Genomic DNA, 21,270 nt, shown 5'->3' on the forward strand with positions numbered 1-21,270 from the left:
TAATGACCGGCATCAGCCGCGCCGGGCCAAGCCAGGCGCTCCCGCCGTCCTACCGAAAGCCAGCCATGACCACCACTGCCAACATCCCCAACACCGCCCTGCAACTGCGCTCCCTGGTCCAGCCCGACGGCACGCTGCAGCTCAGCCTGGAGCCCACGCCCGTGCCCGCGCCCGCGCCGGGGCCTGGTGAGGTGCTGATCCAGGTGCAGGCCACGCCAATCAACCCGTCGGACATCGGCCTGCTGCTGGGCTCGGCCGATCTGTCGACCGTGGAGGTCAGCGGCACGGCCGAGCGGCCGGTGGCCACGGCCCGCATCCCCGAGCGCGCCATGCCCAACATGGCCGCCCGCCTGGGCCAAAGCATGCCGGTGGGCAACGAAGGCGCGGGCCTGGTGGTGGCGGCAGGTTCGTCGCCCGCTGCACAGGCGCTGCTGGGCCGCACGGTGGCCGTGATCGGCGGCGCCATGTATTCGCAATACCGCGCCATGCCCGCGGCGCAGTGCCTGCCGCTGCCGCCCGGCACCACGGCGGCCGAGGGCGCATCGTGTTTTGTGAACCCGCTCACGGCGTTGAGCATGGTGGAGGCGATGAAGCGCGAGGGCCATACCGCGCTGGTGCATACCGCTGCGGCCAGCAACCTGGGCCAGATGCTGAACCGGATCTGCCAGAAGGACGGCATCGGCCTGGTCAACATCGTGCGCAAGCCCGAGCAGGCGGCGCTGCTGCGCGGCATGGGCGCGCAATACGTTTGCGACAGCAGCGCACCCACGTTCATGGCCGACCTGACGGACGCGCTGGCCGCCACCGGCGCCACCATCGCGTTCGACGCCACGGGCGGCGGCACGCTGGCCGGGCAGATCCTGCAGTGCATGGAGGCCGCCATCAACCGCAACGCCAAGGAGTACAGCCGGTATGGATCGGCGGTGCACAAGCAGGTGTACCTGTACGGCCACCTGGACACGCGCCCGACCGAGATCCACCGCACCTTCGGCATGGCCTGGGGCGTGGGCGGCTGGCTGCTGTTTCCGTTTCTGGCCAAGATCGGCGAGCCTGCAGCCCAGGCACTGCGCGCGCGCGTGGCGGCCGAGCTGAAGACGACCTTTGCCAGCCACTATGCGCGCACGGTGTCGCTGGCGGGGGCGCTCAGCGCTGATGCGATTGCGTTCTACGGCGCGCGGAACACCGGGGCGAAGGTGTTGATTGATCCGTCCAAATAGCGCGTGCCAAGGACTGGGGGCGTGGACAGCCGATGTTCTCGTCGCCTGCTTCCGTGGCAAAAGCTTCGCTTTTGATAGCTGCCAGCGCTTGTCGGTAAAGCGCTGGAGGCCATTTTGCATTCAAACCTGCGTTCGATGAGAACGTGAAGCGGATCAAAGCCGGGACCGCCTGAATCGGCGGCCCCACCTCTCCTCAAGGCAGCATGGCCGTCGCCTTGGCGCGCGCAATCTGCAGGTCCGCATCGCGCTGCAGCAGCAGGCGCTGGGCCACCAGGTCGTTGGCGGCCTGGGTCACCGCAGCGACGTAGCCGTCCTGGGTGCCGTACAGCTCCTCCAGCGACGGCCGTGCATCGCCCGCAGCCAGCCGCGCGGCGCGCGTCTTGTGGAAGGGGATGAAGCTGCCTGTGAGATTGGCTAGGTCGGTGATGCCGGGTGTGGCCACGTAGTTGAACTCGATGCTGGTACCGAGCGGCGCACGCGCTTCCACGCTGCGAATGCCGGCGCGGGTGAGGCCGGTGGAGGCATCGACCTGCGGCACCAGGATGGCGTAGTCGCGGCCCAGGTTGCGCGGGGGCAGCACGGTGGCAATGCCGGCCTCGTCCTGCGGGATGTACTGCGGGCCAAAGTCGAACAGCGGGAAGTTGTTGTACAGGCCGCGGTAGCTGAAGTCCGGAATGGGCGTCTGCACACCGTTCACCGCCCAGGTCAGGCCCTTCATGGCTGGGAAGGTCAGCGCCTCCGGTCGCACCAGCGTGCCGTTGTCGATGCGCGGCACCTGGCTCTCAGGCGGCATCGTGCCGCGCACCACCCAGTCTTCCAGGCTCAAAAACAGCGCGCGGAAGGTGTCGTTGAAGTGCACCACCGTGCCCGTGGGGTACGTGGCGCGCGTGGGCGCATAGGCAATGCTGGCCGTGCCCCCTGCCCCGCCGTGCTGGGTGCTGGCGTAGTAGTAGATGCGGGCGTTGTCGGGCTGCGCCAGGTCCTTGGTGCCGTTGGCGTCGGTCAGCACGGGCGAGCCCTGCAGCTGCCAGAACTCGGTGCCCGACAAGCCCAGGAAGAACTTGGGGCAGGTGTTGGTGGCGGCGCAACGCTTCATCACGCCGCCCTGGCGGCCGCTGATGTCGTCCTGGTAGTCCTTGTCCAGCCCGCGCGGTGCCGTCTGGCCAAAGGCGGTGTGGTCGGTGCGGAGGCCACCGCCACCACCGGGCACGGCAAAGCGCGTGTTGATGTTGGTCTGGCGCGCGGCGACGTGGGCATACATGCCGTCAAACACCTTGCCACCATCCAGCGCCTGGTTGAAGCCCAGGTGCAGGAAGGTCTTCATGGCGTTGCCCGACTGCGAGGTGCCCTGCCCCAGCGTGTGTGTGATGCGGCCTGCGAGCGGGTTGGGGGTGCCGCTGGAATCGGCCGCCTTGCTGCGGAAGAAGCTGACGGTGTCGCGCAGCGCAGCCAGGCCCACGCCCATCACTTTGGGGTCTTTGGCGACATAGACCAGCTCGTACAGATACGCTGGGTCAAACCCGCCCTTCAGGCACACGCTGGTGGGGCTGGGCGTGCCGGGGAAGGCGTTGGTGCCCGTGTCGCAGGTGGCGAACTTCCAGTCGCTCGCGGGCACGGGCACGCGCGCATCCGTCTCGTTGGCACGGCGGGTGAGCGAGTAGCCAGGCTGGGTGTTGTCCAGGCTGGCGGGTTCGTACGGAATCATGGTGCCGTTGAACACGCCGCCGGGCAGCGTCATTGCGGGGCTGGCGGCCGTGGGCACCAGCTCAGCGCGGTAGGGGCCGGTGATGCTGCTGCCGTCCTTGTTCTTGGCCACGGGCACCGTCACCGTCAGGCGCGCGGCGGTGCTCTTGGGCACATCGCCCTGCCAGGCGGAATACAGCATCACATAGCCGCGCTCCAGGTACACCGCATCGCTGGGCGTGGCCGTGGGGTTGAGCATGGTGAGGATGTTGCCCCGGTTGGGTGCGTCGTAGCGCAGCACGCCGCTGGCCTTGGCCATGTTCTTGGGCTTGAGCATGACGAAGTCGGCCTGGTACTCGACCATGCCGTTGGCGTTGGTGGGCGCCAGGGCCAGGTCCTGGATGACGGCGTTCTTGGGGTCCTTGGGGTCGACCTCGCCGCTGATGGTGCCGGTCACTCGCTCGTATTCACCCACATCGCCGTAGGTGCCGGGGAAGGCTTCGGTAGCGGCAATGGCCAGCTTGAGGGCCGGGCCCTTGGGCTCATCGTTGCTGCTGCCCCCGCAGGCGGTGATGGCGGCTGCGGCGGCGGCCGTGAACGCGAGTTTGGTGAATGCACGAAGCGGTTTCATGGTGTCTGTCTCCTTGGATGGTGGTGGCGTGGGCCGCTTGGGCGGCTCTGGAACAAAGCGGCAGCGTCTGTTGCGCTGCGCGCGGGCAAGGCTTCGCCCAGACCTGCCGGTAAAGGCAGGCTGCGAGAAGCAAAACGGGAATGAAACGGCCCGGTGGGTGGGCTTGTGGGTGGGCCGGTGGCTTATTCGGCCTCGATGCCAGCGGCCTTGATCACCTTGCCCCACTTCTGGGTTTCAGCGGCCTGGAACTTGGCGAGTTCATCGGGTGTGGTGGTCCAGGCTTCGGAGCCGGCGTTGTCATAGAAGCTCTTGGCCGCAGCGCTCTTGGTGGCGGCGGTCAGCAGCTCGTTCAGGCGCGCCACCACCGGCGCGGGTGTACCCGCCGGCACGTAGGCCGCAAACCAGTAGCCCATGTCGTAGCCCTTCACGCCCGCTTCGTCCAGCGTGGGCACATCGGGCAATTGCGCGCTGCGCTTTTGCGTGGAGTAGCCCAGCGCACGCAGCTTGCCCGCCTTGACCTGCGGCACGCCGGTGGAGGTGTCGGTGATCATCAAATCGATCTGCCCGCCCAGCAGGTCGGTGATGGCCAGCGGGTTGCTCTTGTAGGGCACATGCAGGATGTTCACGGTCGCCAGCTGCTTGAGCATCTCGCCCGCCATGCGGCTCGACGAGCTGCCGCTGCCAAAGCTGAGCTTGCCGGGGTTCTTCTTGGCAAAAGCCAGCAGCTCGCCCACGTTCTTGTACGGCGCGCTGGCGTTGACCACGAGCACCTGCCCGCCCTTGCCCAGGCCGGTGACGGGTGCAAAGTCCTTCACCGGGTCGTACGAGAGCTTTTTGTACAGGTGCTCGTTGGCGGCGTGTGTGGTGTTGGTGGTGATGAGCACGCTGTAGCCATCGGCCGCCGACTTGGCCACGGCCGACGCGGCGATCATGCCGCTGGCGCCCGCCTTGTTGTCGATGACCACGGGCTGCTTGGTGTCGTTGGTGATGGACTGGCCCAGCGCTCGGGCCAGCTGGTCGGTGGCGCTGCCTGCGGCAAAGGGCACGACAAAGGTGATGGCCTTGGCGGGGTAGGCACCGGCCGCCTGGGCCAGGGCGGCGGGGGCCTGCAGTGTGCCGAGCGCCAGCACGGCAGCGGTGGCGAGCAGAGCGCGGCGGGGGGATGAATGGGTCATGTTGTCTCCTGGTGTTGGTATGGATAGGAAAGAAAAAACGGGCTACACGGAAGGGCCGCCGAAGTACGTCGACAGGTGTGCGGGCACGGTGACAGGCATATCGAGCAGCAGGTAGCTCAGCGCCTTGCCATGGCTGTCGAGGTTGAGCGAGTCGTTCACGCCGCCGTCGAGCACATCGTCCAGCACGATGTTCATGGCCTGCAACTGGGGCAGCAGGTAGCGCGTGACCTGGCGCGGGCGGCGCTGCGCAAACTGCTGTGCCACGGCGGTCTCGGTGACTTGTTCGACTAGCACATCCCACAGCGCGGGATGCCAGGCGATGACGCTGATGTTGGAGCGGTTGCCTTTGTCGCCGGTGCGGCTGTGGGCAAGGCGGTAGAGGGGAACAGACAGGAAGCCCCCCCTGAGACGCTGCGCGTCTTCCCCCTCGAGGGGGACGCCGCCCGTGCGGCGGGGCGGCCCTTGCACGGCGGCCGCTGGCACGGGCTGCGCCATGTTGGAGGGCTGTGGGCTCGGGGATTCGCTTTTTACGTCGGTCAAGGTGATACCTCCAGTGGCTGCAGTGCGGGCTCCACCATCTCAAAACGCACGGCCACAGCTTCGCGCGGCACCAGGCACGACACGGTGCCCAGGCGCGGGCGCATGGCGGTGCGTACGCCGCCGCCGCCCGCGGGCCCGCAGGTGTAGAGCGCGGTCACCTCGCGTACCAGCTGCTGGGCGCTTGCGTGGTCGCGGTGCTGCAGGGCCACGCGCAGGCGCACATCGCGGGCTTCGTCGTTGCCGTGGGCGGATGCATTCAGCCAGCGGCTGGTGTCGTCGCCAAAGATGCTGGTCACGCCAATCAGGTCGATGCGCAGCGGGCCCAGGCCGTGCAAGCGCTCGCGCAGCACCTCGCCCGCCAGGCGGGCGCGGGCATCTGCGCGCGGGCCGGCGTAGGAGATTTCGCCCTCGGCAAACCAGCCCGATTCAAAGCACACATTGACCTTGAGCGTGGCGGGCCGCGCATGGCCCTGCACGCCCTCCAGCCGTACCGCGTCGGCACCCACCGTGGTCACGCGGGCGGTGGTGATGTCGGCCACCACATCGGGCGTGAGGTAGGCCGCCGGGTCGTGCAGCTCGTACAGCAGTTGTTCTTTCACCGTGCGTTCGGTGATGCAGCCGCCCGTCCCCTGGGGCTTGGTGATGACGCAGTGGCCGTCGGCGTCGATCTCGGCGATGGGGTAGCCCAGGTGCGCCAGGCCCGCCACATCCTTATAGCCAGGGTCGGCAAAGTAGCCGCCTGTGACCTGTGCGCCGCATTCCAGCAGATGCCCCGCCATGGTGGCGCGGGCCAGCCGGTCCCAGTCGTCCAGCGCCCACCCGTAGTGCGCCAGCGCCGGGCCCAGCACCAGCGACGGATCGGCCACGCGGCCACACACCACGATGTCGGCGCCCGCGCGCAATGCATCGGCAATGGCCTGAGCACCGACATAGGCGTTGGCACTCACGATGGGCTCGGTGGGCATGGCGCTGCCCAGTGCGCCCCGCAGCAGCGCGCGGTGTTCGGGGCCGCTCAGGTCGTCGCCCTGCAGCACGGCAATGCGCGGGCGGGCCAGGCCCAGTTCGGCCGCCAGCGCGTGGATGCGGCGCGCGGCACCGTGCGGGTTGGCCGCGCCAAAGTTGCTGACGATGCGCACACCGTGCGCCAGGCACTGCGCCAGCACGGGGCGCAGCAGGTCCACCAGCAGCGGCTCATATCCAGCATCGGGGTCAGTGCGGCGCGCCAGCTGGGCCAGCGCCAGCGTGCGCTCGGCCAGCGTCTCGAAGATGAGCACCGCAGGCTGGCCGCTGGCGATGAGCGCCTGCACCACGGGCAGGGCCGCGTCGGTGCGGTCGCCTGAGAAGCCGGCGGCGCAGCCCACCAGCAGGTTGGTTTTTTGGTCGTTCGGCATGAATCCGTTGTCTCCTGAGCGTGACTGTAGGAACATGGCGGTATTCTGTGAAATCGATTGTTACGATGAATCCATCTGAAATGCAGATGAATAAGAGAAGCCCCGGATGAGCGCCCCCCACCTCTCCAGCCGCCAGCTCGACGCCTTCCTCGCGCTGGCCGAGCAGCGCAGCTTCACGCGCGCCGCCACGCTGTGCCACCTGTCGCAGCCCGCGTTCAGCGCCCTCATCCGCGCGCTGGAGGAAGACCTGGGCCTGCGCCTGTTCGACCGCAGCACGCGGCATGTGGATCTCACGCCCGAGGGACAGAACTTTCTGGAGTCGGCCCGCCGCATCCGCGCCGAGATCACCAACGCCTTGTCGGCCGTGCGCGATGCCGCCACGCTGCAGCGCGGGCGTGTGGCCGTGGCGCTGCTGCCGTCACTGGCGGCGGGCTGGCTGCCGGGCGTGCTGGCGCAGTACCGCACCGCACATCCAGGCATCGAGATCGACATTGCCGATGTGCTGTCCGAGCCCTGCATCGACCGCGTGGCCAGCGGCCATGCCGACTTTGCACTGGCCGCCATCCGCGCCGACACGCCCGCGTTGCAGGCCGAGCCGTTTTGCAGCGACAACTTCTACCTGGTGTGCCCGCCCGACCACCCGCTGGCACGCCGCCGCAAGGCCATCTCCGCGCAGGATCTGGCCGCCTGGCCCTTCATTCACCTGGCGCGCACCAGCAGCGTGCGCCAGTACCTGGAGGCCGCCCTGCACCCGCAGGCCATGCACACGCTGATGGAGGTGGAGCAGCTGGCCACCGTGATGGGCATGGTGCGCGCCGGGCTGGGCATCAGCGTGGTGCCTGCACTCACGCTGTTCCACTTCGAGCAGCCGGGGCTGGTCACACGACCGCTGTCGCTGCCAGGGCTGACGCGGCAGATCTACCTAGTGCGGCGGCGGGACGAGAGCTTGTCGGTGGCGGCGCAGGCGCTGTATGCGCTGGTGATGGCGCAGCGGCCATGATGGGAACCGGACAACTTTGCTACTCTACTGATAGCTTCTAGCGCTTACTGGCAAAGCGCCACAGGCGAATTTGGCTCAAATTAAGGCCGCAAGCAGCTTCTGGGCCGCCTTGTTGCGCTTGACCACCGCCAGCTGCAGCGGTGTGCGGCCTTCGCGGTCGCACTGGGTGCGGTCCGCCCCCGCCTGCAGCAGCAGGGGAATGCAACCGTTCGCCTTGTGCAGCACCGCCTCGTGCAAGGTATTGCCACCGTGGTACAGCGCCCTGTTGGGGTTGGCGCCGTGGGCCAGCAGCAGCGCCACCTTGGATTCGGACAGGGCCTTTATCGCCCCCTCCAAGGGAGTGCGCTGCGCATCGGCGGGGGGATCGGCGGGCAAGCCCAGCGCCAGCACCATCTTCAGCAACGCCTCAGGCCGCTCCACGATGCGGCTGGTGAAATCCTTCAGGCAGCTGTTGGCGGCATTCAGCCAGACGGCGTCGCGCGCAGGAAATGCCTCGGGGGCGCTGCGCAGCACCAGGTTTCGCAGCGTGGCCACGTCCGTGCCTTCGTGCTTCGTGATGCCCTCCACCAGCAAGCGAGGTTCCGGGATTTTTTCGATGCACATCAGTGCGTGGTCCCCCGGCCGCCACAGGCGGTCCAGCACATGTCCATTCCCTGCATCCACAGCACTGCTCAGTAACTGATGCCGGTAGGCCTCGTCTGGCGGGGTTTGCGCCAACAGCTCATCAAGGCGTACATGGTCGTGGTAACAGATCGCGCTGCGTTGCTGCCGCGGGGTGTCGTACTCCAGCGCGTAGTGCGGCCAGATCACCCGGCCATCGTGTGCCACCAGCAGTTCGCGCAATGCCTGGTGCACCCCCCGGCCAGGGCCGAATCCCCGTGCTGGCTTACGGCGTTGACCTCCGCGCCCCGATCCAGCAACCACTGCGCGGCCTGCACCGTCATGGAGACTGGCTTGCTCAAATAGTGCGTTGCTTCGGCCAGTTGCATCAAGGGCGTGTGCCCCTCATCGTCCACGGCGTTCACATCCACGCCCGCGTCCACCAGCGCCTGCATCAGTGCAATGTCAAACGCGTGGGCCGCGCAATGCAGCGGAAACACGGGCAGGGTGAAGCTGGGCATGCGGGTGAACAATGCCAGCGGGTCGGGCCGCGCCCCGGCTTGCAGCAGGGCGATGATGGCGTCGGTGGGCAACACGCCGCTGGCCTTGCCCGCCTGCGGCGTGAGCAAATGCACGATGAGCGGCCGGTGGTACAGCACCGTGTTGGGGTCCAGGCCGTGGTGGTGCACCAGGTTCAAGACCTCGCCGTATTGTTCTTTGGAGAGCAACTGGTGCACTTCCTCCAGCGGGTCCAGCTTGCGCACGGCAGCCTCAAACTGCTTGCGCGTGACGGATTTGGAAGCGTTGAGAAAAATACCTTTCGCCTTCGGGCCGTCGTGCCATTCGCAGCTCAGCAGCTTGGCGCCCTGCTCCATCAGCCCGGGCGGCCAGTCTTCATCAGGCAGCAGGTTCCACGGCCCCAGCACGGCCAGCTCAGCGCACAACTGCGCGGCCCCCGCAAACTCAAAAGAGATCCCGGAGTCCTCGCCCAGGCCCAGCATGGCGCCCAGCAAGCGGGCCTGCTCCTTGGGCGGAAGATCCGCAGTGGCCTGCGCTTCGGCAGCCCAGGCAGCCGCTTGCGCGCGGGACGAGAAGTAGACGGTGTAGCGAAGAAGGGACTCGGACATGGGGAGAATGCAGCGCAAGGATGAAAACACGGGGGCGCCCGGCCGCCCGCGAGCACGGGGTCAGGCCTTTTTCTTTTCAAGCTTCTTCAGGGTGGCCAGGCAAGCCTCGGCCACATCAGGCCGCGCCTCGGCCGCCGCATCAAATCGGCTGGCCAGCAGGGCCGCGTCAGCCCGGCTGCCCAGCTGACCGACGGCCTTGAAGATCTTCTTCATGAAGGCTGCGTCCCCGCCCAGGATGTGCTTTTCAAAGCGCAGCAGATCGATGAGTGGCTCCACCAGCGCGGGCGACTGCGTTTTACCCACCGCGTCCAGCAGCCCCTTGTACAAGTCCAGGTGCAGTTGCGAAAAGCCCGCGCGCTGCGCGAAGAAGGCCTCGAACAGCCCGGCAAATGCCGGGCCAGCCACCTGCTGCAGGATGCGCGCCAGCGTGAAGTGCTCTTGCTTGAACTTGCCCGCGTAGAACACCGGGTCATGCACGTAGCCTTGGGCCAGAAGATCCTCAAACGCCTGGGCCAGCGGCGGCACCAGCCGCTCGCCATGGGCGCTGAGCACCTCCACCAGCTGCTCGCGCACCGAGACGTAGTGCGGCCGCAGGCCCTGTGCCACCATGGCCTCAAACGCGCCAGGGGCAGGATGCGCCAGTGCACCGCGCATCATGTCGGCGTTGGCATGCCCGTGGACGAGGTTGGCGAACGCCCGGCCCAGCACCGCCGATGAAGTGATGGCGTACAGCTGTGGCCAGTCCTGAGCTTCCATCAACTGTGCCACGAGCCAAGCCTCGCTGCTCTCGGCGTCCTGCTCGTACGAGGCCTCCGGCAGCTCCAGCTGCAGCGCGGCGCGCTCGGCCGACAAGGCGTTGTCCACGTGCAGGCGCTCAAAGTGCCGCCCCGCCAACGGCGCCAAGGAGCTCAGCGGGTTGTCGTCCACCCACAGCCGCGTCAGCCCGGTGCAGGCGGCCAGGGGGGAGAGGTCGGCCACCTGGTTGCCGTTGATGTGCAGCTGGGTGAGTGACGGGTAGCTTGCGGCGAACGCCACGTCGGCGATGCGGTTGTGCGACAGGTACAGGCTCTCCAGACGTGGCAGGTCCAGTCCGGGCGGAAACGCCTTGAGCTTGTTGTTCCACAGGAACAGCGTTTCGATCTGCAGGCCGTTCAACGCCTCGAAGTCCTGGAATTCGCAGTGCGCAATCTGCAGCGACTGCAGACGAGGCAGCGCCCGCAGCGCCTGCAGGTTGGTGAACTTCACCCGTTCCAGGCTCAGGTGCCGCAGTCCGGTGATGTGCGTCAGGCGCGCCAGGTCCACCGGCTGCGCGGTGCGGTTGCTGCGCAGGTCGATCTCCAGCACGTCGTCACAGGCTGCGATCTGGGCCAGGTCGGCGTCGGTGAATTTTTCAAGATGCAGGCCATCTGCGTGGTTCAGCACGCGGATGGGGCCATAGATTCGGTTGGTCCACTTGGGTTTGGCGGTCATGGGGAGATTCGGCGGCAAGGTGGATGCGGGCATGGTTCGGTGAAGGCAGCTGAAGCTTGGCGGGAGGCCCTCCTGGCAGTCACGCTCCGGTGGGGAAGTAGCGCGCACACAGTTGGCCGATGGCGTCGCACAGTAGATCGGTGGCGGGAGGAACGCCGGGCTCCATGGGAAAGTCGATTTCCTCGCGGCGCACCCAGTCGTCACCGTCCAGCTGGGCGAAGCGCACGGTCATCTTTTTCCAGTCAACAACCTGCGCCTCCATTTCCACGGCACCGCTGCGACTCAGGTACGACTTGGTGCGCGAAAGGCGCAGGCTGCGGAAGTGCCCGTCGTACTCCAGGTACAACAGGTCTGGCGGAACACGCTGGTCTGCGCCGGAAGCCAGCTTCTCGACCGCAGACCTCAGGCAGTCGCGCAACCACTGCGGGTACTGGCGGGGCTGCCAATCGGTGAGGCCGTCGATCAGGCCGGGCGCCCGCGCCCAGGTGGCGCGCTGGGCGGCACCACCGGCCGCGGGCTTGGGTGTGCTGGCTTTTTTGGGGGGCGCACTTGCGCCCAGAGCGGCCACAGCGTCGTGCTGAGGCGTGCCGCGGAACAGGCGCACATCTGCTGCGAGCAGTTGGCCGCGCGCGGCCAGCGCCTCGGCCAGCACGACCGCGACGTCGAAGTTGCCGGCGCTCACCGCCAGGCGCAGCGGAGTGCGGCCGCGCGCATTGGCGGCGGCGGGGTCCAGCCCCCACTCCAGCAGCTGGCGGGTGGCGGCGACCGGGTCGCCCTCGCGCTGCCATGCCACCGAGATGCCCGCACGGCTCTGGTTCAGCCCGGCAACGTCGCCAGCGCAGTGCATCAGCGCATTGGTGCCTGCGGGCGTGGTGAACTGCACATTGGCGCCGCGGTCCTTCAAGAAGCGCAACAGCGGCACGCTGCCCATGGAGGCGGCCATGAGCACCGGGTTGAACATTTCACGGTGGTCCATGGCTTCGATATAGGCCCCCGCTTTGAGCAGCAGGTCGATGGCCTGATAGATCGCCTCCGCATGCCTGACTGGGGCGTCGTCGCGAAAGGGCATGCTGAAAATTTCGCCGCGCATGTCCCCCAGCCCGAGGACCAGGCACAGCGCCGCGTCCTTGGTCTTGCGCGGGTCACCGCCAGCTGCCAGGACCAGCGCCAGCCGCTCCAGCGCGCGGTGTTCGGCATAGCTTGAAAACTCCGTGCAGCACTCGGCCAAGGGGGTGGAATTGCGGTTTTTTCGCCGGTTGGGGTCGCCGCCCTTCTCCAGTAACAGACGCAGCAGCGCGAACTGGGTGTCTACCCGCAGGGGCACGCAGGCATCGTCCTGACGGTCGTAATAGGCCCAGCGCGCCGAGCACGCCCACTGCATTGCAGACTGTTGGGAGACACTGATGCGGTCTGGGTGCACGCCGGAGCGGACCAGGCGCTCTATCTCTGCAATGAGCATGTCGAATCCGATGTCGTGTTCTAGGGTGACGGAGGAAGATGCGGTGGCCATGAAAAAAGATTCAATCGGATGACGGAGCGGAGCCTGGCCGGGCCTGGGCCGCGACGGCGAGTTCCTGGTGCAGCAACAGCTCCACCTCGCTGGGCTCGAACTGGTCCTGCAGCAGCGGGATTGCAAAGCGGTATTCGCCGCCTTCGTGCTTGCGCAGCACATAAGCCAGCTGCAGGCGCGCCAGCGACTGGCGCAGGGCCTGCGCGTCGGCCATGACGCCATGGCTTTGCAGCAGTTGGGCCAGGCTGGCCAAGCTGCTCTGCCCGGCCTGGGCCGTGTGGTACACCACGATGCGGTCGAGCCGGCAGGCGGCGTCGTCCTGGCTCAGGCGCGCCCAGCCGGCCAGCGCGTCTTGCACGGCCTGCGAGGCCAGCGCCTGATCCAGATGGCGCTGCTCGATGGCGCGCTCGCCCGGCTGCAGCGCCTCCAGGCATTCCTGGCACAGGATGGCGACCAGGTTGGCGCGCTGGCCGCTGGCGTCCACCAGCTTTTCCACCAGCGCGTCGCTGGCAAAGCCCAGGCGCAGGCGGCGCAGGGGCTCGGTGGCCAACTCACGGCAGGCGGTGCGCTCCAGGCCGCCAATGGCCAGCACCTCTCCAAAATTGCGCAGAGGGCTCTGGTAGTCCAGCACGGCGGTGGCGTACAGATCCCAGAAGCCGGCCAGCATGAACCAGCAGCGGCCTTCTTCGCTGAGCGAGCGCAGGGTGGAAAGCTGCGCATAGCCGCCGCCCGATTCGGCGCGGAAGAACAGGTCGGCCTCGTCGATCAGCAGCACCAGACGCTTGCCCTGGTACTGCGCCTGCAGATGGTCCACGATGGCTTCGAGCGGAGTGTCGGCCGGCAGGCCGAACTGCAGCGCCATGCGCGGCGCCAGGCGGTGGTCGCGCAGCGAGACGTAGTGGCACACGGTGTGCGGGTGGCCCTGCAGGCGGCGCTGCACGGCCTTGAGCAGGCTGCTCTTGCCCAACTGGCGCCCGCCCACCACCAAGTAGTTGGCGGGCTCGCGGCTGACCACGCGGGCCAGCAGCTGCGCGCGGCCAAAGAACGAGCCTTCGCGCGTGATGCCGCCGCGCGTCTGGTAGGGCGAGATGCGGGTGATGCGCAGCTGCGCCGCCAGCAGGCGCAGCAGCACCTGCAGCGCCTGGCCGCTCACCAGCCATTCGGTCTGGCTGGCGCTGTCGACCAGCACGTGCAGGTTGGCGCGGTCGTCGCCATGCGCCTGCAGCAGCGGCTCGGGCGTTTCCACGCTGTGCTGACCCAGGACGAGCAGCACGTCGCTGCCCGTCTGCGCGGCGCGCAGCTGGCGCACCAGGGTGGCCTCGTCCACGCCGGGCGTGGGCGCAAAGACCAGGCACCGGTCCAGTGACACGGGCAGATCGGGCGGAAACTGCCACTCGAACACCAGCCCCGGCAGCGACCAGCCGGTGCTGGTCTGGCTGCGGGCGGACACGCGCTCGGCGAGCGCGCGCACCAGCTCCGCGGCCGCATCGCGCGCGCCGGGCTGGGCGCATTGCACCGCGCGCCGCCAGTCCACCAGGCGGATGTCGGCGGCCAGCAGCGTGGATTCGCGCCGCCCCGTCCACGCGAGCAGGCGGTCCAGCCGCGGCAGGCGCGCGAGCGGCGTGCGACGCAGGCGCGCAGGCTGCAGCTGCGCGGGCCCGAGCAACGGGTGGCGCGCCACCCAGACCACGGCGCCCGCCGCGAAGATCGCGGCGCACCAGTAAATGAGCTTGCGCAGGCCGTCGAACGGGTCGCGCTCGGACCCTGGCACTGGCGCGAAGTCGTCGCTCTGGCCTTCCAGGCAGTTGATGGGGAGGTAGCCGCTCGGGATGGGCGGGCGCCCGGGTCGGCAGCTCCAGGTAGTGGTGCCGGGTTTCAGCTGCACCACCACCTGCGTGCCAGCGAGCTTGCCCAGCTCCGGGTTGGCCGCGATGTCGGCCTGCAGCACATACGGCCGCGGGGAGCTGACCCGCAGCTGCGGGTTGCCAATGGGCGGCGCGTATTGGCGAATGTCCTCGGGCCAACCGTCCAGCTCGTTGTGGGCCTGCATCATCGCCACGCGCCACTGCACCAGCTCGCCCCACACGACGCCCGCGTTCTCCGAGCCCAGCACGGCTTCGCGCGTGAAGGGATTGAGCTTGGGCGTGAGCAGAGCGCTCGCCACGAACAGCGTGACAACTGCGATCAACACCGCGCGGACCACGGCTTTGGAGGGCAGCGCGCTCATGCAGCCGGGCACGAGTCCAGCACCATCCGGCCTGCCTCGCGGATGGTGGCGCTGCGCCAATGCAGCCGTGCCGCTTCGCCCGAGCCCCGCACCTGCAACAGGTTGCCCCAGAACAGGCGGCGCAGTTCGTCGTCCTGCAGGTAGGGGCGCGCGCGGCCCAGCTCGTCGGCCTGCAGCAGCTGGGCCAGGCGCTCGCGCGTGGCCGGCGCCTGGGCCAGCGGCAAGAAGGTCTGCCACAGGCGAGCGCTGCTGGCCAAGTGGCTGCGCAGCGCGGGGGAGCGGGCCTGCGCCTCGTCCGCCCCCTGGTCGACCAGCCACTGCAGCCCCTCCTCGAACAACGCTGGATGGCCACCGCTGAGATCCTGCAGCGCGGCCAGCACGGGCTGCGCCCAGGGCTGCTCGGGCCAGCGCTGGCGGGCCAGTGCGGTGAGGTCCTCCAGCGACGGGTCGGGCCAGTGGTTGACCTGCGCGATGTTGAGCAGCGACAGATCACCACTGCGGTATTTGAGGTCGGCCAGCGCCTCGCCGCCGCACAGCAGCAGGTGCAGGCGGCCGCTGTGCATTTCGCTCAGGCTGCGCAGGATGCCGGCCAGGGTCTCGCGCAACGCGGGTGTGCCCTGCTCGAAGCGGCTGACCAGGCAGAACAGGCGCTCGCCTCCGAGCAGGCGGCGCTCCAGCGCGGACTCGAACTCGTAGTCAGAGGCCACGTCGCCCAGCCCGCACTGGCGGCCGATGGCGGCGAAGTACTCGGCCGGCACGGTGCTCACGCTGTACGGCGGCTGGATGTGCAGCACCGCGCCGTCGCCGTACTGCGCCCGGGCACGCTGCAGGAGTTCCTGACGGAACGGTGGCTGCCCCCAGTGCGCGGGCGAGAGCAGCAGCGAGATGGGGTACGGCACGGCCTGCGCCAGTTGGGCGAACAGCCGGTCCTGGAACGCCGCAAAGGGCTGCTGCGCCACACCGGAGGATTCGGCCTGCAGAGGGAACTCGGGCTCGAAGCCCGCAGCGCTGAGCAGCCGGTTGGCTTCGCCCTCGGTCAGGCGCAGGTATCGCGTGCAGGCCACTACCTTGTCGCGCGAGCGGGGATTGGGCACCGACACGCCGTTGCGCCAGTTGTTGACGGCCTCGCGGCTCAGGCCGATCTCGGTAGCGACACCGGAGGCGCTGGCGCGGATGCGCCGCATGTACAGCGAAAGCAAGTCGGAGAAGAAATCTTTGGCCATGGACTGGGAAAGGTGGCGCACAGCGGCGCCGGACGATATGAAAGTCAAGAAAAAAGGAAACAGGGCTGGCCGGTCGGCGTCGGGTACCCAGTTGCCATCTGCAATGGCCAAGTTACCAAATGTTCACTGACACCATTGTGATCCGCATTCGAGCGGCCGCCGAAAGGCCCCAGGGCCACCAAACGCGAGTTGAACCACAGACGTCACAGCAGCTGCTGCACCAGGGGCCAGGCCTTGGTACAACCCAGGCCGCACGCCGCCAGCACGGGGCTGTAGAGCACCACCGCGCCAACCAGCGTCATCAGCCCGTCTGTTTCCTCACCCGCATCGTGGTCGTGGGCCTGCGGCGTCTTCTGCTTTGTTGCCACCTCCTCTGGCCCCGCACCGTTGCCCGAGATCTCCTGCACCAGCATGACCGCGACGATCAGCAGCGACGCGCCCAGCACGCCCAAATAGCCGTACTGCAGCCATGGGGCCTGTAGCGGATAGAAGGATGCGGCCAGCACCACGGCGGGCAGCACGAAGAAGGCGTGCATGAACCCGCGGTACCAGGAGATGCCCTCGTCGTTCTTCTCGAGCGCGCCCATCACCAGCTTGTAGGCGGCCGCGCCCAGCACGAAGATCAGCCCACCCCACCATTCGATTGGCGTCAGCATGTCGTCTGCTCCTTGCTGGCGTGCACCGGTTCAGCGGCCGGCAGGATCGGCAGTGGGTGCGCCGAGGGCGGCGGGCTTGCCGTGGTCGGGGGCTGGGTTGGCGCTGGTGTCGCCGTCGCCTGCATCGCCGCCGTCATTGCCCTCGCCCTTGTCGTCCTCGTCCTCGTCATCGTCGCCGTGGATGTCCTTGTACTCGCTCAGCATGTAGTACAGCGGGAGCACGATGGCCAGCACCAGGCCGAGGCCCAGCCACAGCCAAAAGCCCTTGAACAGCAGGATGGTGGCGACCGCGAAGACGATGGCCTGGAGCAGCCCCTTGAACCCGGCACGCAGCAGCAGGACGGCGACGAGCCCCTGCACGGGCGACTTGCCGGCCTTGCCCATGGTGCGGGCCATGTTGATGAAGGCCTGGGCGGCCTCCTCGGCTTCTTTCTTGCGACGGGCCGCATCCTTGCGCAGCTGGGCCACGCTGGTGGGCTTGGCGGGGTCCTTGGAGCAGGCGTAGCGGTCGCCCTCCTCTTCACCCTGGGCAGCGCCGCTGACGCCCTCGCCCGGCGTGCTGTGCTCCTCCATAGGCTCCACCACGGTGCGCCACTGCGGGTGGGCGCTGAAGAAGTCCTTGCGCGACACCCAGCGGCCCTGGTCGAAGTGCATCCGTTCGGTTTCGCCGACCTGGTCGTAGAAGACTTCGAGCACAGCGGACTGCAGGCCATGCGCGAACAGTGCTTCAAGTGCGCGCAGGGGCAGATCGCCGCTCGTGCCGGTATCGAAGCACAGCAGCAGATGGGTGCGGGCGGCCGTCACCTGCTGGTTGAACCACTCTGGGTCCCACAGAGCTTCCAGGTCTTCGACACCGAGCATGGCGGCCCAGCGCCGCGCTTCTTCGGTGTTGTCAGCGGCCAGGTACTGGAAGGCCAGCTGGGCCATCTTGAGCTTGATGGCGTCTTCGAAGAACAGGTGCAGGGTATGAGCGTTTTGCGACATGGTTCGGCGATCAGGGTGTTCGCGTTGAAGTGCACGAATTGTTGCGACTTCAACCGAGCTTCGCCCTCACCAGCTTGTCCATTGCCCGACCTCGTTCCGGTTGACACGCCGTCAACCGGCTTGACCCTCAGACCACCGCGAAATGCCATGCCGCCGCTAAGGTCCATTGACCGCATCGCTTGACGCTTCAGGTGCGCGCCGCGGTGGACGCGCATAGCTCACCGTCAGCATCTCCCACTGGTGGCCATCTGGCTCGTTCCAGTACACGATGCGTCCACCATGGGTCGTATCCACCTGCCTGTCCACCGGGCCATGCACAGCGCTGCGGTACGGAATGCCTGCCGCCTGGATGCGCGCCAGGATGGCGTGAAACTCTGCCTCGCTCACTCGAAAGCAGTAGTGGATGCGCGGGATGGGCTCGGGCCACTCATCGAAGTCGATGGTGAAGCCGTCGTTCACGAACACGGGCGCAAAAGGTCCGACTCCGGTGGCGGACCAGGGCACGCCCAGCAGTTCAGCCAGAAGACGGGCCGCGGCGATCTTGTCACGCGCGGGCACCATGAGGTGATCGAGATGGATGGACATCAACACTCCTCCTGCAACAAAGCGCGTGGCGTCGAAAAGGGCGCAACTGCAGCTGCAGCTGCAGCTGCATTCTCTCTTCGCCTGCCGCGGTCACCGCGTCATGCGGGTTTTGACCACGGCGCTGCCAGGTGCCAACCCTTGAGTTCTCCGCCAGATTGCCGATAACGCTGCATGCAGATCACCAGCGCCACCTCATCTTCGTCCAACGCCGGGGCCGGCGCGGGCAATGCCAGCAACATCAACCGCCTGCAGAAGCAGCTGCGCGACCTGACCGAGGAACTGCGCGGCGTGGCCAGCTCCGATATGGACGCGAAGGCCAAGCAGGAGAAGGCCAAGCTGCTCCAAAGCCAGATCCAGATGGTGCAGCAGCAGATTACCGCCTTGCAGCGCCAGATGCAGCAGGAGCAGATGGACAAGGCGCAGGCCCAGCTGCAGCAGCAGCAAGACGCACGGGCAGCGCGGGAAAGGACAGGCAGTGCCACGGTGCAGCCGCGCCGCGCCGGAGCGCAGCCGGGCCTGGGAAAGTCGGTCGATACCTTTGCCTGAGGGGCGCACGGCGCTGGTCCTCGCGCCAGAACCGGCCTGAGCACCGAACCGACAACCCCTGCCAGCGCGCACCTACAGGTGCCAGCCGCGGGTGCTGCGACATTGGGCGCACCACAGCTCCACAGAAAGCGAGCCCCCATGTCCACCCCCTCCAGCCGCCATTCCCCTTGGCTTCTTGTCGTGGGAGCCTGCACTGCCGACGACCGCAGCGCCGCTGTCCCGGCCGACTCTCGCACCGCCAGCCCAGCATCACCGGCCACGCCAGTTGGCAAGCAAACCCGCATGCTGGTGTCACTGTGGCGAGTACTGCCACGGGGGCTGCTGTGGCTGGCGGCGCTGGCTGCGCTGTGGGCCCTGGCCGCATGCTCCACACCACGCACGCCTGATGGCATCCAGCCTGTCACGGGATTTGACGTGAATCGCTACACCGGCCATTGGTATGAGGTCGCCCGCGTCGACAACACGTTCGAGCGCGGTCTCACCCAAGCCAGCGCCACCTACACGCGCAGCGCAGACAACACCGTGAAGGTGGTGAACCGAGGCTACGACCCGGTGCGCAAGGAATGGAAGGAAGCCGAAGGCGTAGCCCGATTTGTGGACGAACCCACGCGCGCGGCACTCAAGGTCTCCTTCTTCGGGCCCTTTTATGGCGGCTACAACGTGGTGGCGCTGGACGAGAACTACCAATGGGCCATGGTGGTGGGCTCCAGCAAGGATTACGTGTGGATCCTGTCGCGTACCCCCACTCTGCCAGGGCATGTGCAGGAGCACCTGCTGGAGCGCGCACAGGCCATGGGCATCGATGTGCATCGGATTCAGTGGGCACCGCCGGCTGGCGAGCAACTCGCGCGCCGTGCGGTCATGACCTGAAGACGGGGGATGGCCCGCCCAACCCTCGCGAGTCGGCGGTAGTGCGGATTTTTCCGGCCGCGCCATCGCCGACCGCAGGGAGTTATGCGGGCCACCCCTGGTACCAAGCCTGAGATATTCAATAGCAACCCGGCGTTTGCTACAAGTTAAATAGCAAAATGCGCTTTATTCTCAAGCGCCAGGGACCCTCTGCACGAATCACCGCGCCGCGTGCATCTGCGGCTTCGGGCGGTCTGCAGCGTTGCAACTTCTCGCAATAGCTACGGCTATTGCTGGGTTTGCGCCTTGCAGCCCATCCGCAGCGCACACTGGTGTCCAGTGGGATTCGCGCAGGGGATCCGTAGACCATTTCACCCCATCCATCCGAACTTCACGCGCCGTCCGCCACACCAGCAGCCGCCACCAGGCGCTGGGTGTAGGGGTGCTCTGGCGCGTCCAGCACGGCATCGACCCTGCCGTTCTCCAGCACCACGCCGTCCTTCATCACGAGCACGTTGTGCGCCATGGCCCGGATGACTTGAACGTCGTGGGTGATGAGCAGGTAGGAAAGGCCCTTTTCCTTTTGCAGCCGCTGCAGTAAGCCCAGCACTTGCTGCTGGATGGTGACGTCCAGCGCACTCGTGGGCTCGTCGAGAACCAGCACCTGCGGCTGCACGATGAGTGCGCGCGCAATGGCCAGGCGCTGGCGCTGGCCGCCCGAAAACTCGTGGGGATAGCGCTCCAGCAAGCGCGGGTACTGCGCTTCGGTCAGGCCCACCTCGGCGAGCACGGCCTCCACCCGGGCGCGCCGCTCGGCCGTGCCCAGGGCGGGCTGGTGGACCTTCAGGCCCTCGCCCACGATCTCCTCCACCGTGAGGCGTGGCGAGAGCGAGGAGAACGGGTCCTGGAACACCACCTGCACACGGCGCCGCAACTGCTGGTTGGCCGGGGTATTGCGCATGGCGGGTTGCTGCCACGCCTGTCCGCCCACCTGCAGGTGGCCCGCACAAGGCAGCAGGCCCAGGATGGCCTGCGCCAGCGTGGACTTTCCCGAGCCGGACTCACCCACCACGCCCAGCGTCTCGCCCGGAAGCAGCGAAAGCGTGGCGCCATGCACCGCCACGAATTCACCTTTTTTGAACCAACCGCGAATGCCAGGCAGGGGCGTGGGATAGACCACGCGCAGATCCTGCGCCTTCACCACCGGAGGCGCGCCGGCTGGCGCATGGGCTGGCGCCACTTCGCGGCGCGGCTGGCTGGCGATCAGGCGCCGGGTGTAGTCATGCTGCGGCGCGCCGAACACTTCGCTCACGGGCCCCTGCTCCACCAGCACGCCCTGCTCCATCACAGCCACGCGGTCGGCAAAGCGGCGCACCAGGTTCAGGTCGTGGGTGATCAGCAGCACGGCCATGCCGCTCTTGCGCTGCAACTCGGACAGCAGGTCGAGAATCTGGCCGCGCAGCGTCACATCGAGTGCGGTGGTGGGCTCGTCGGCCAGCAGCAGCTGGGGCTCACTGGCCAGGGCCATGGCGATCATGGCGCGCTGGCGCTGCCCGCCCGAGAGCTGGTGCGGAAAACTGTTCGCCCGCCGCGCGGGTTCGGGGATGCCCGTCTTGGCCAGCAACTCGATGGCCGCCTGGGCGCACTGTGCCCCCGTGAGGCCCTTCTTGAGCTGCAGGATCTCTGCGATCTGTGCGCCGATGGTCATCAACGGGTTGAGTGCTGTCATGGGCTCCTGGAACACCATGGCGATGTCGCCGCCGCGCACACCACGCATTTCGCGCTCGCTCAAAGCCAGCAAGTCACCACGGCCCTGCAGGTGTGCTTGGCCGGTGATGGCTGCATCTCCCGCCAGA

The 21,270-nt window shown here is 67.6% G+C and carries 18 protein-coding genes; 4 read left to right on the forward strand and 14 right to left on the reverse strand.

Annotated features, from left to right (window positions below):
• Nucleotides 1-65 precede the first annotated feature (65 nt).
• Entirely contained in the window at nucleotides 66-1,217 is a 1,152-nt protein-coding gene (locus MRY84_RS08160) for a zinc-binding dehydrogenase (protein WP_291505228.1), read from the forward strand.
• A gap of 193 nt (nucleotides 1,218-1,410) precedes the next feature.
• Here MRY84_RS08160 and MRY84_RS08165 read toward each other — a convergent pair whose 3' ends face one another.
• The 4 genes from MRY84_RS08165 to MRY84_RS08180 all read right to left on the reverse strand — a co-directional run bounded on the left by MRY84_RS08165 (nucleotide 1,411) and on the right by MRY84_RS08180 (nucleotide 6,637).
• Nucleotides 1,411-3,531: an alpha/beta hydrolase domain-containing protein gene (locus MRY84_RS08165; RefSeq protein ID WP_291505229.1), complete on the reverse strand. Its 2,121-nt coding sequence runs from the start codon at nucleotides 3,529-3,531 to the stop codon at nucleotides 1,411-1,413.
• 182 nt (nucleotides 3,532-3,713) lie between these two features.
• Nucleotides 3,714-4,706, reverse strand: a complete 993-nt coding sequence (locus MRY84_RS08170; RefSeq protein ID WP_291505230.1) for a tripartite tricarboxylate transporter substrate binding protein — start codon at nucleotides 4,704-4,706, stop codon at nucleotides 3,714-3,716.
• A gap of 42 nt (nucleotides 4,707-4,748) precedes the next feature.
• Complete coding sequence (locus MRY84_RS08175; protein ID WP_291505245.1) at nucleotides 4,749-5,099, reverse strand: hypothetical protein; 351 nt, start codon at nucleotides 5,097-5,099, stop codon at nucleotides 4,749-4,751.
• A gap of 143 nt (nucleotides 5,100-5,242) precedes the next feature.
• Nucleotides 5,243-6,637 carry an acyclic terpene utilization AtuA family protein gene (locus tag MRY84_RS08180; RefSeq protein ID WP_291505231.1) on the reverse strand — a complete coding sequence of 465 codons (1,395 nt, stop codon included), beginning with the start codon at nucleotides 6,635-6,637 and terminating at the stop codon, nucleotides 5,243-5,245.
• 106 nt (nucleotides 6,638-6,743) lie between these two features.
• On the opposite strand from MRY84_RS08180, the gene MRY84_RS08185 reads away from it, so the two are divergent.
• A complete protein-coding gene (locus tag MRY84_RS08185; RefSeq protein ID WP_291505232.1) occupies nucleotides 6,744-7,637 on the forward strand; it encodes a LysR family transcriptional regulator in 894 nt (297 codons plus the stop codon).
• 75 nt (nucleotides 7,638-7,712) lie between these two features.
• On the opposite strand, the gene MRY84_RS08190 is transcribed toward MRY84_RS08185, so the two are convergent.
• The 9 genes from MRY84_RS08190 to MRY84_RS08230 all read right to left on the reverse strand — a co-directional run bounded on the left by MRY84_RS08190 (nucleotide 7,713) and on the right by MRY84_RS08230 (nucleotide 18,019).
• Nucleotides 7,713-8,492: an ankyrin repeat domain-containing protein gene (locus MRY84_RS08190; protein WP_291505233.1), complete on the reverse strand. Its 780-nt coding sequence runs from the start codon at nucleotides 8,490-8,492 to the stop codon at nucleotides 7,713-7,715.
• A complete protein-coding gene (locus MRY84_RS08195) occupies nucleotides 8,444-9,364 on the reverse strand; it encodes an ankyrin repeat domain-containing protein (protein ID WP_291505234.1) in 921 nt (306 codons plus the stop codon). Before MRY84_RS08195 ends, MRY84_RS08190 begins: the two co-directional genes overlap by 49 nt.
• A gap of 60 nt (nucleotides 9,365-9,424) precedes the next feature.
• Complete coding sequence (locus MRY84_RS08200) at nucleotides 9,425-10,834, reverse strand: leucine-rich repeat domain-containing protein (RefSeq protein ID WP_291505235.1); 1,410 nt, start codon at nucleotides 10,832-10,834, stop codon at nucleotides 9,425-9,427.
• Between the two features lie 79 nt (nucleotides 10,835-10,913).
• Entirely contained in the window at nucleotides 10,914-12,344 is a 1,431-nt protein-coding gene (locus tag MRY84_RS08205) for a hypothetical protein (RefSeq protein WP_291505236.1), read from the reverse strand.
• Between the two features lie 10 nt (nucleotides 12,345-12,354).
• Nucleotides 12,355-14,571, reverse strand: coding sequence for an ATP-binding protein (locus tag MRY84_RS08210; RefSeq protein WP_291505237.1), 2,217 nt, complete (start codon nucleotides 14,569-14,571; stop codon nucleotides 12,355-12,357).
• Complete coding sequence (locus MRY84_RS08215) at nucleotides 14,568-15,794, reverse strand: hypothetical protein (protein ID WP_291505238.1); 1,227 nt, start codon at nucleotides 15,792-15,794, stop codon at nucleotides 14,568-14,570. The genes MRY84_RS08210 and MRY84_RS08215 overlap by 4 nt, the downstream gene beginning before the upstream one ends.
• 203 nt (nucleotides 15,795-15,997) lie before the next feature.
• Nucleotides 15,998-16,450: a hypothetical protein gene (locus MRY84_RS08220; RefSeq protein ID WP_291505239.1), complete on the reverse strand. Its 453-nt coding sequence runs from the start codon at nucleotides 16,448-16,450 to the stop codon at nucleotides 15,998-16,000.
• A gap of 30 nt (nucleotides 16,451-16,480) precedes the next feature.
• Nucleotides 16,481-17,434 carry a hypothetical protein gene (locus MRY84_RS08225; protein ID WP_291505240.1) on the reverse strand — a complete coding sequence of 318 codons (954 nt, stop codon included), beginning with the start codon at nucleotides 17,432-17,434 and terminating at the stop codon, nucleotides 16,481-16,483.
• A 156-nt stretch (nucleotides 17,435-17,590) separates the two neighbouring features.
• Entirely contained in the window at nucleotides 17,591-18,019 is a 429-nt protein-coding gene (locus MRY84_RS08230) for a VOC family protein (protein WP_291505241.1), read from the reverse strand.
• A 171-nt stretch (nucleotides 18,020-18,190) separates the two neighbouring features.
• Between MRY84_RS08230 and MRY84_RS08235 the strand changes: the two genes are divergently transcribed.
• Together MRY84_RS08235 and MRY84_RS08240 are read left to right on the forward strand one after the other, a co-directional pair.
• Nucleotides 18,191-18,565 carry a FlxA-like family protein gene (locus MRY84_RS08235; protein ID WP_291505242.1) on the forward strand — a complete coding sequence of 125 codons (375 nt, stop codon included), beginning with the start codon at nucleotides 18,191-18,193 and terminating at the stop codon, nucleotides 18,563-18,565.
• 282 nt (nucleotides 18,566-18,847) lie between these two features.
• Complete coding sequence (locus MRY84_RS08240; protein WP_291505246.1) at nucleotides 18,848-19,435, forward strand: lipocalin family protein; 588 nt, start codon at nucleotides 18,848-18,850, stop codon at nucleotides 19,433-19,435.
• A 370-nt stretch (nucleotides 19,436-19,805) separates the two neighbouring features.
• Here the strand turns inward: MRY84_RS08240 and MRY84_RS08245 are convergent.
• The coding region (locus MRY84_RS08245; RefSeq protein WP_291505243.1) for a dipeptide ABC transporter ATP-binding protein at nucleotides 19,806-21,270 on the reverse strand (1,465 nt) is incomplete at its 5' end.

Origin of the sequence: Acidovorax sp. (assembly GCF_022763525.1) — a bacterium.
Classification (GTDB): domain Bacteria; phylum Pseudomonadota; class Gammaproteobacteria; order Burkholderiales; family Burkholderiaceae_C; genus Acidovorax.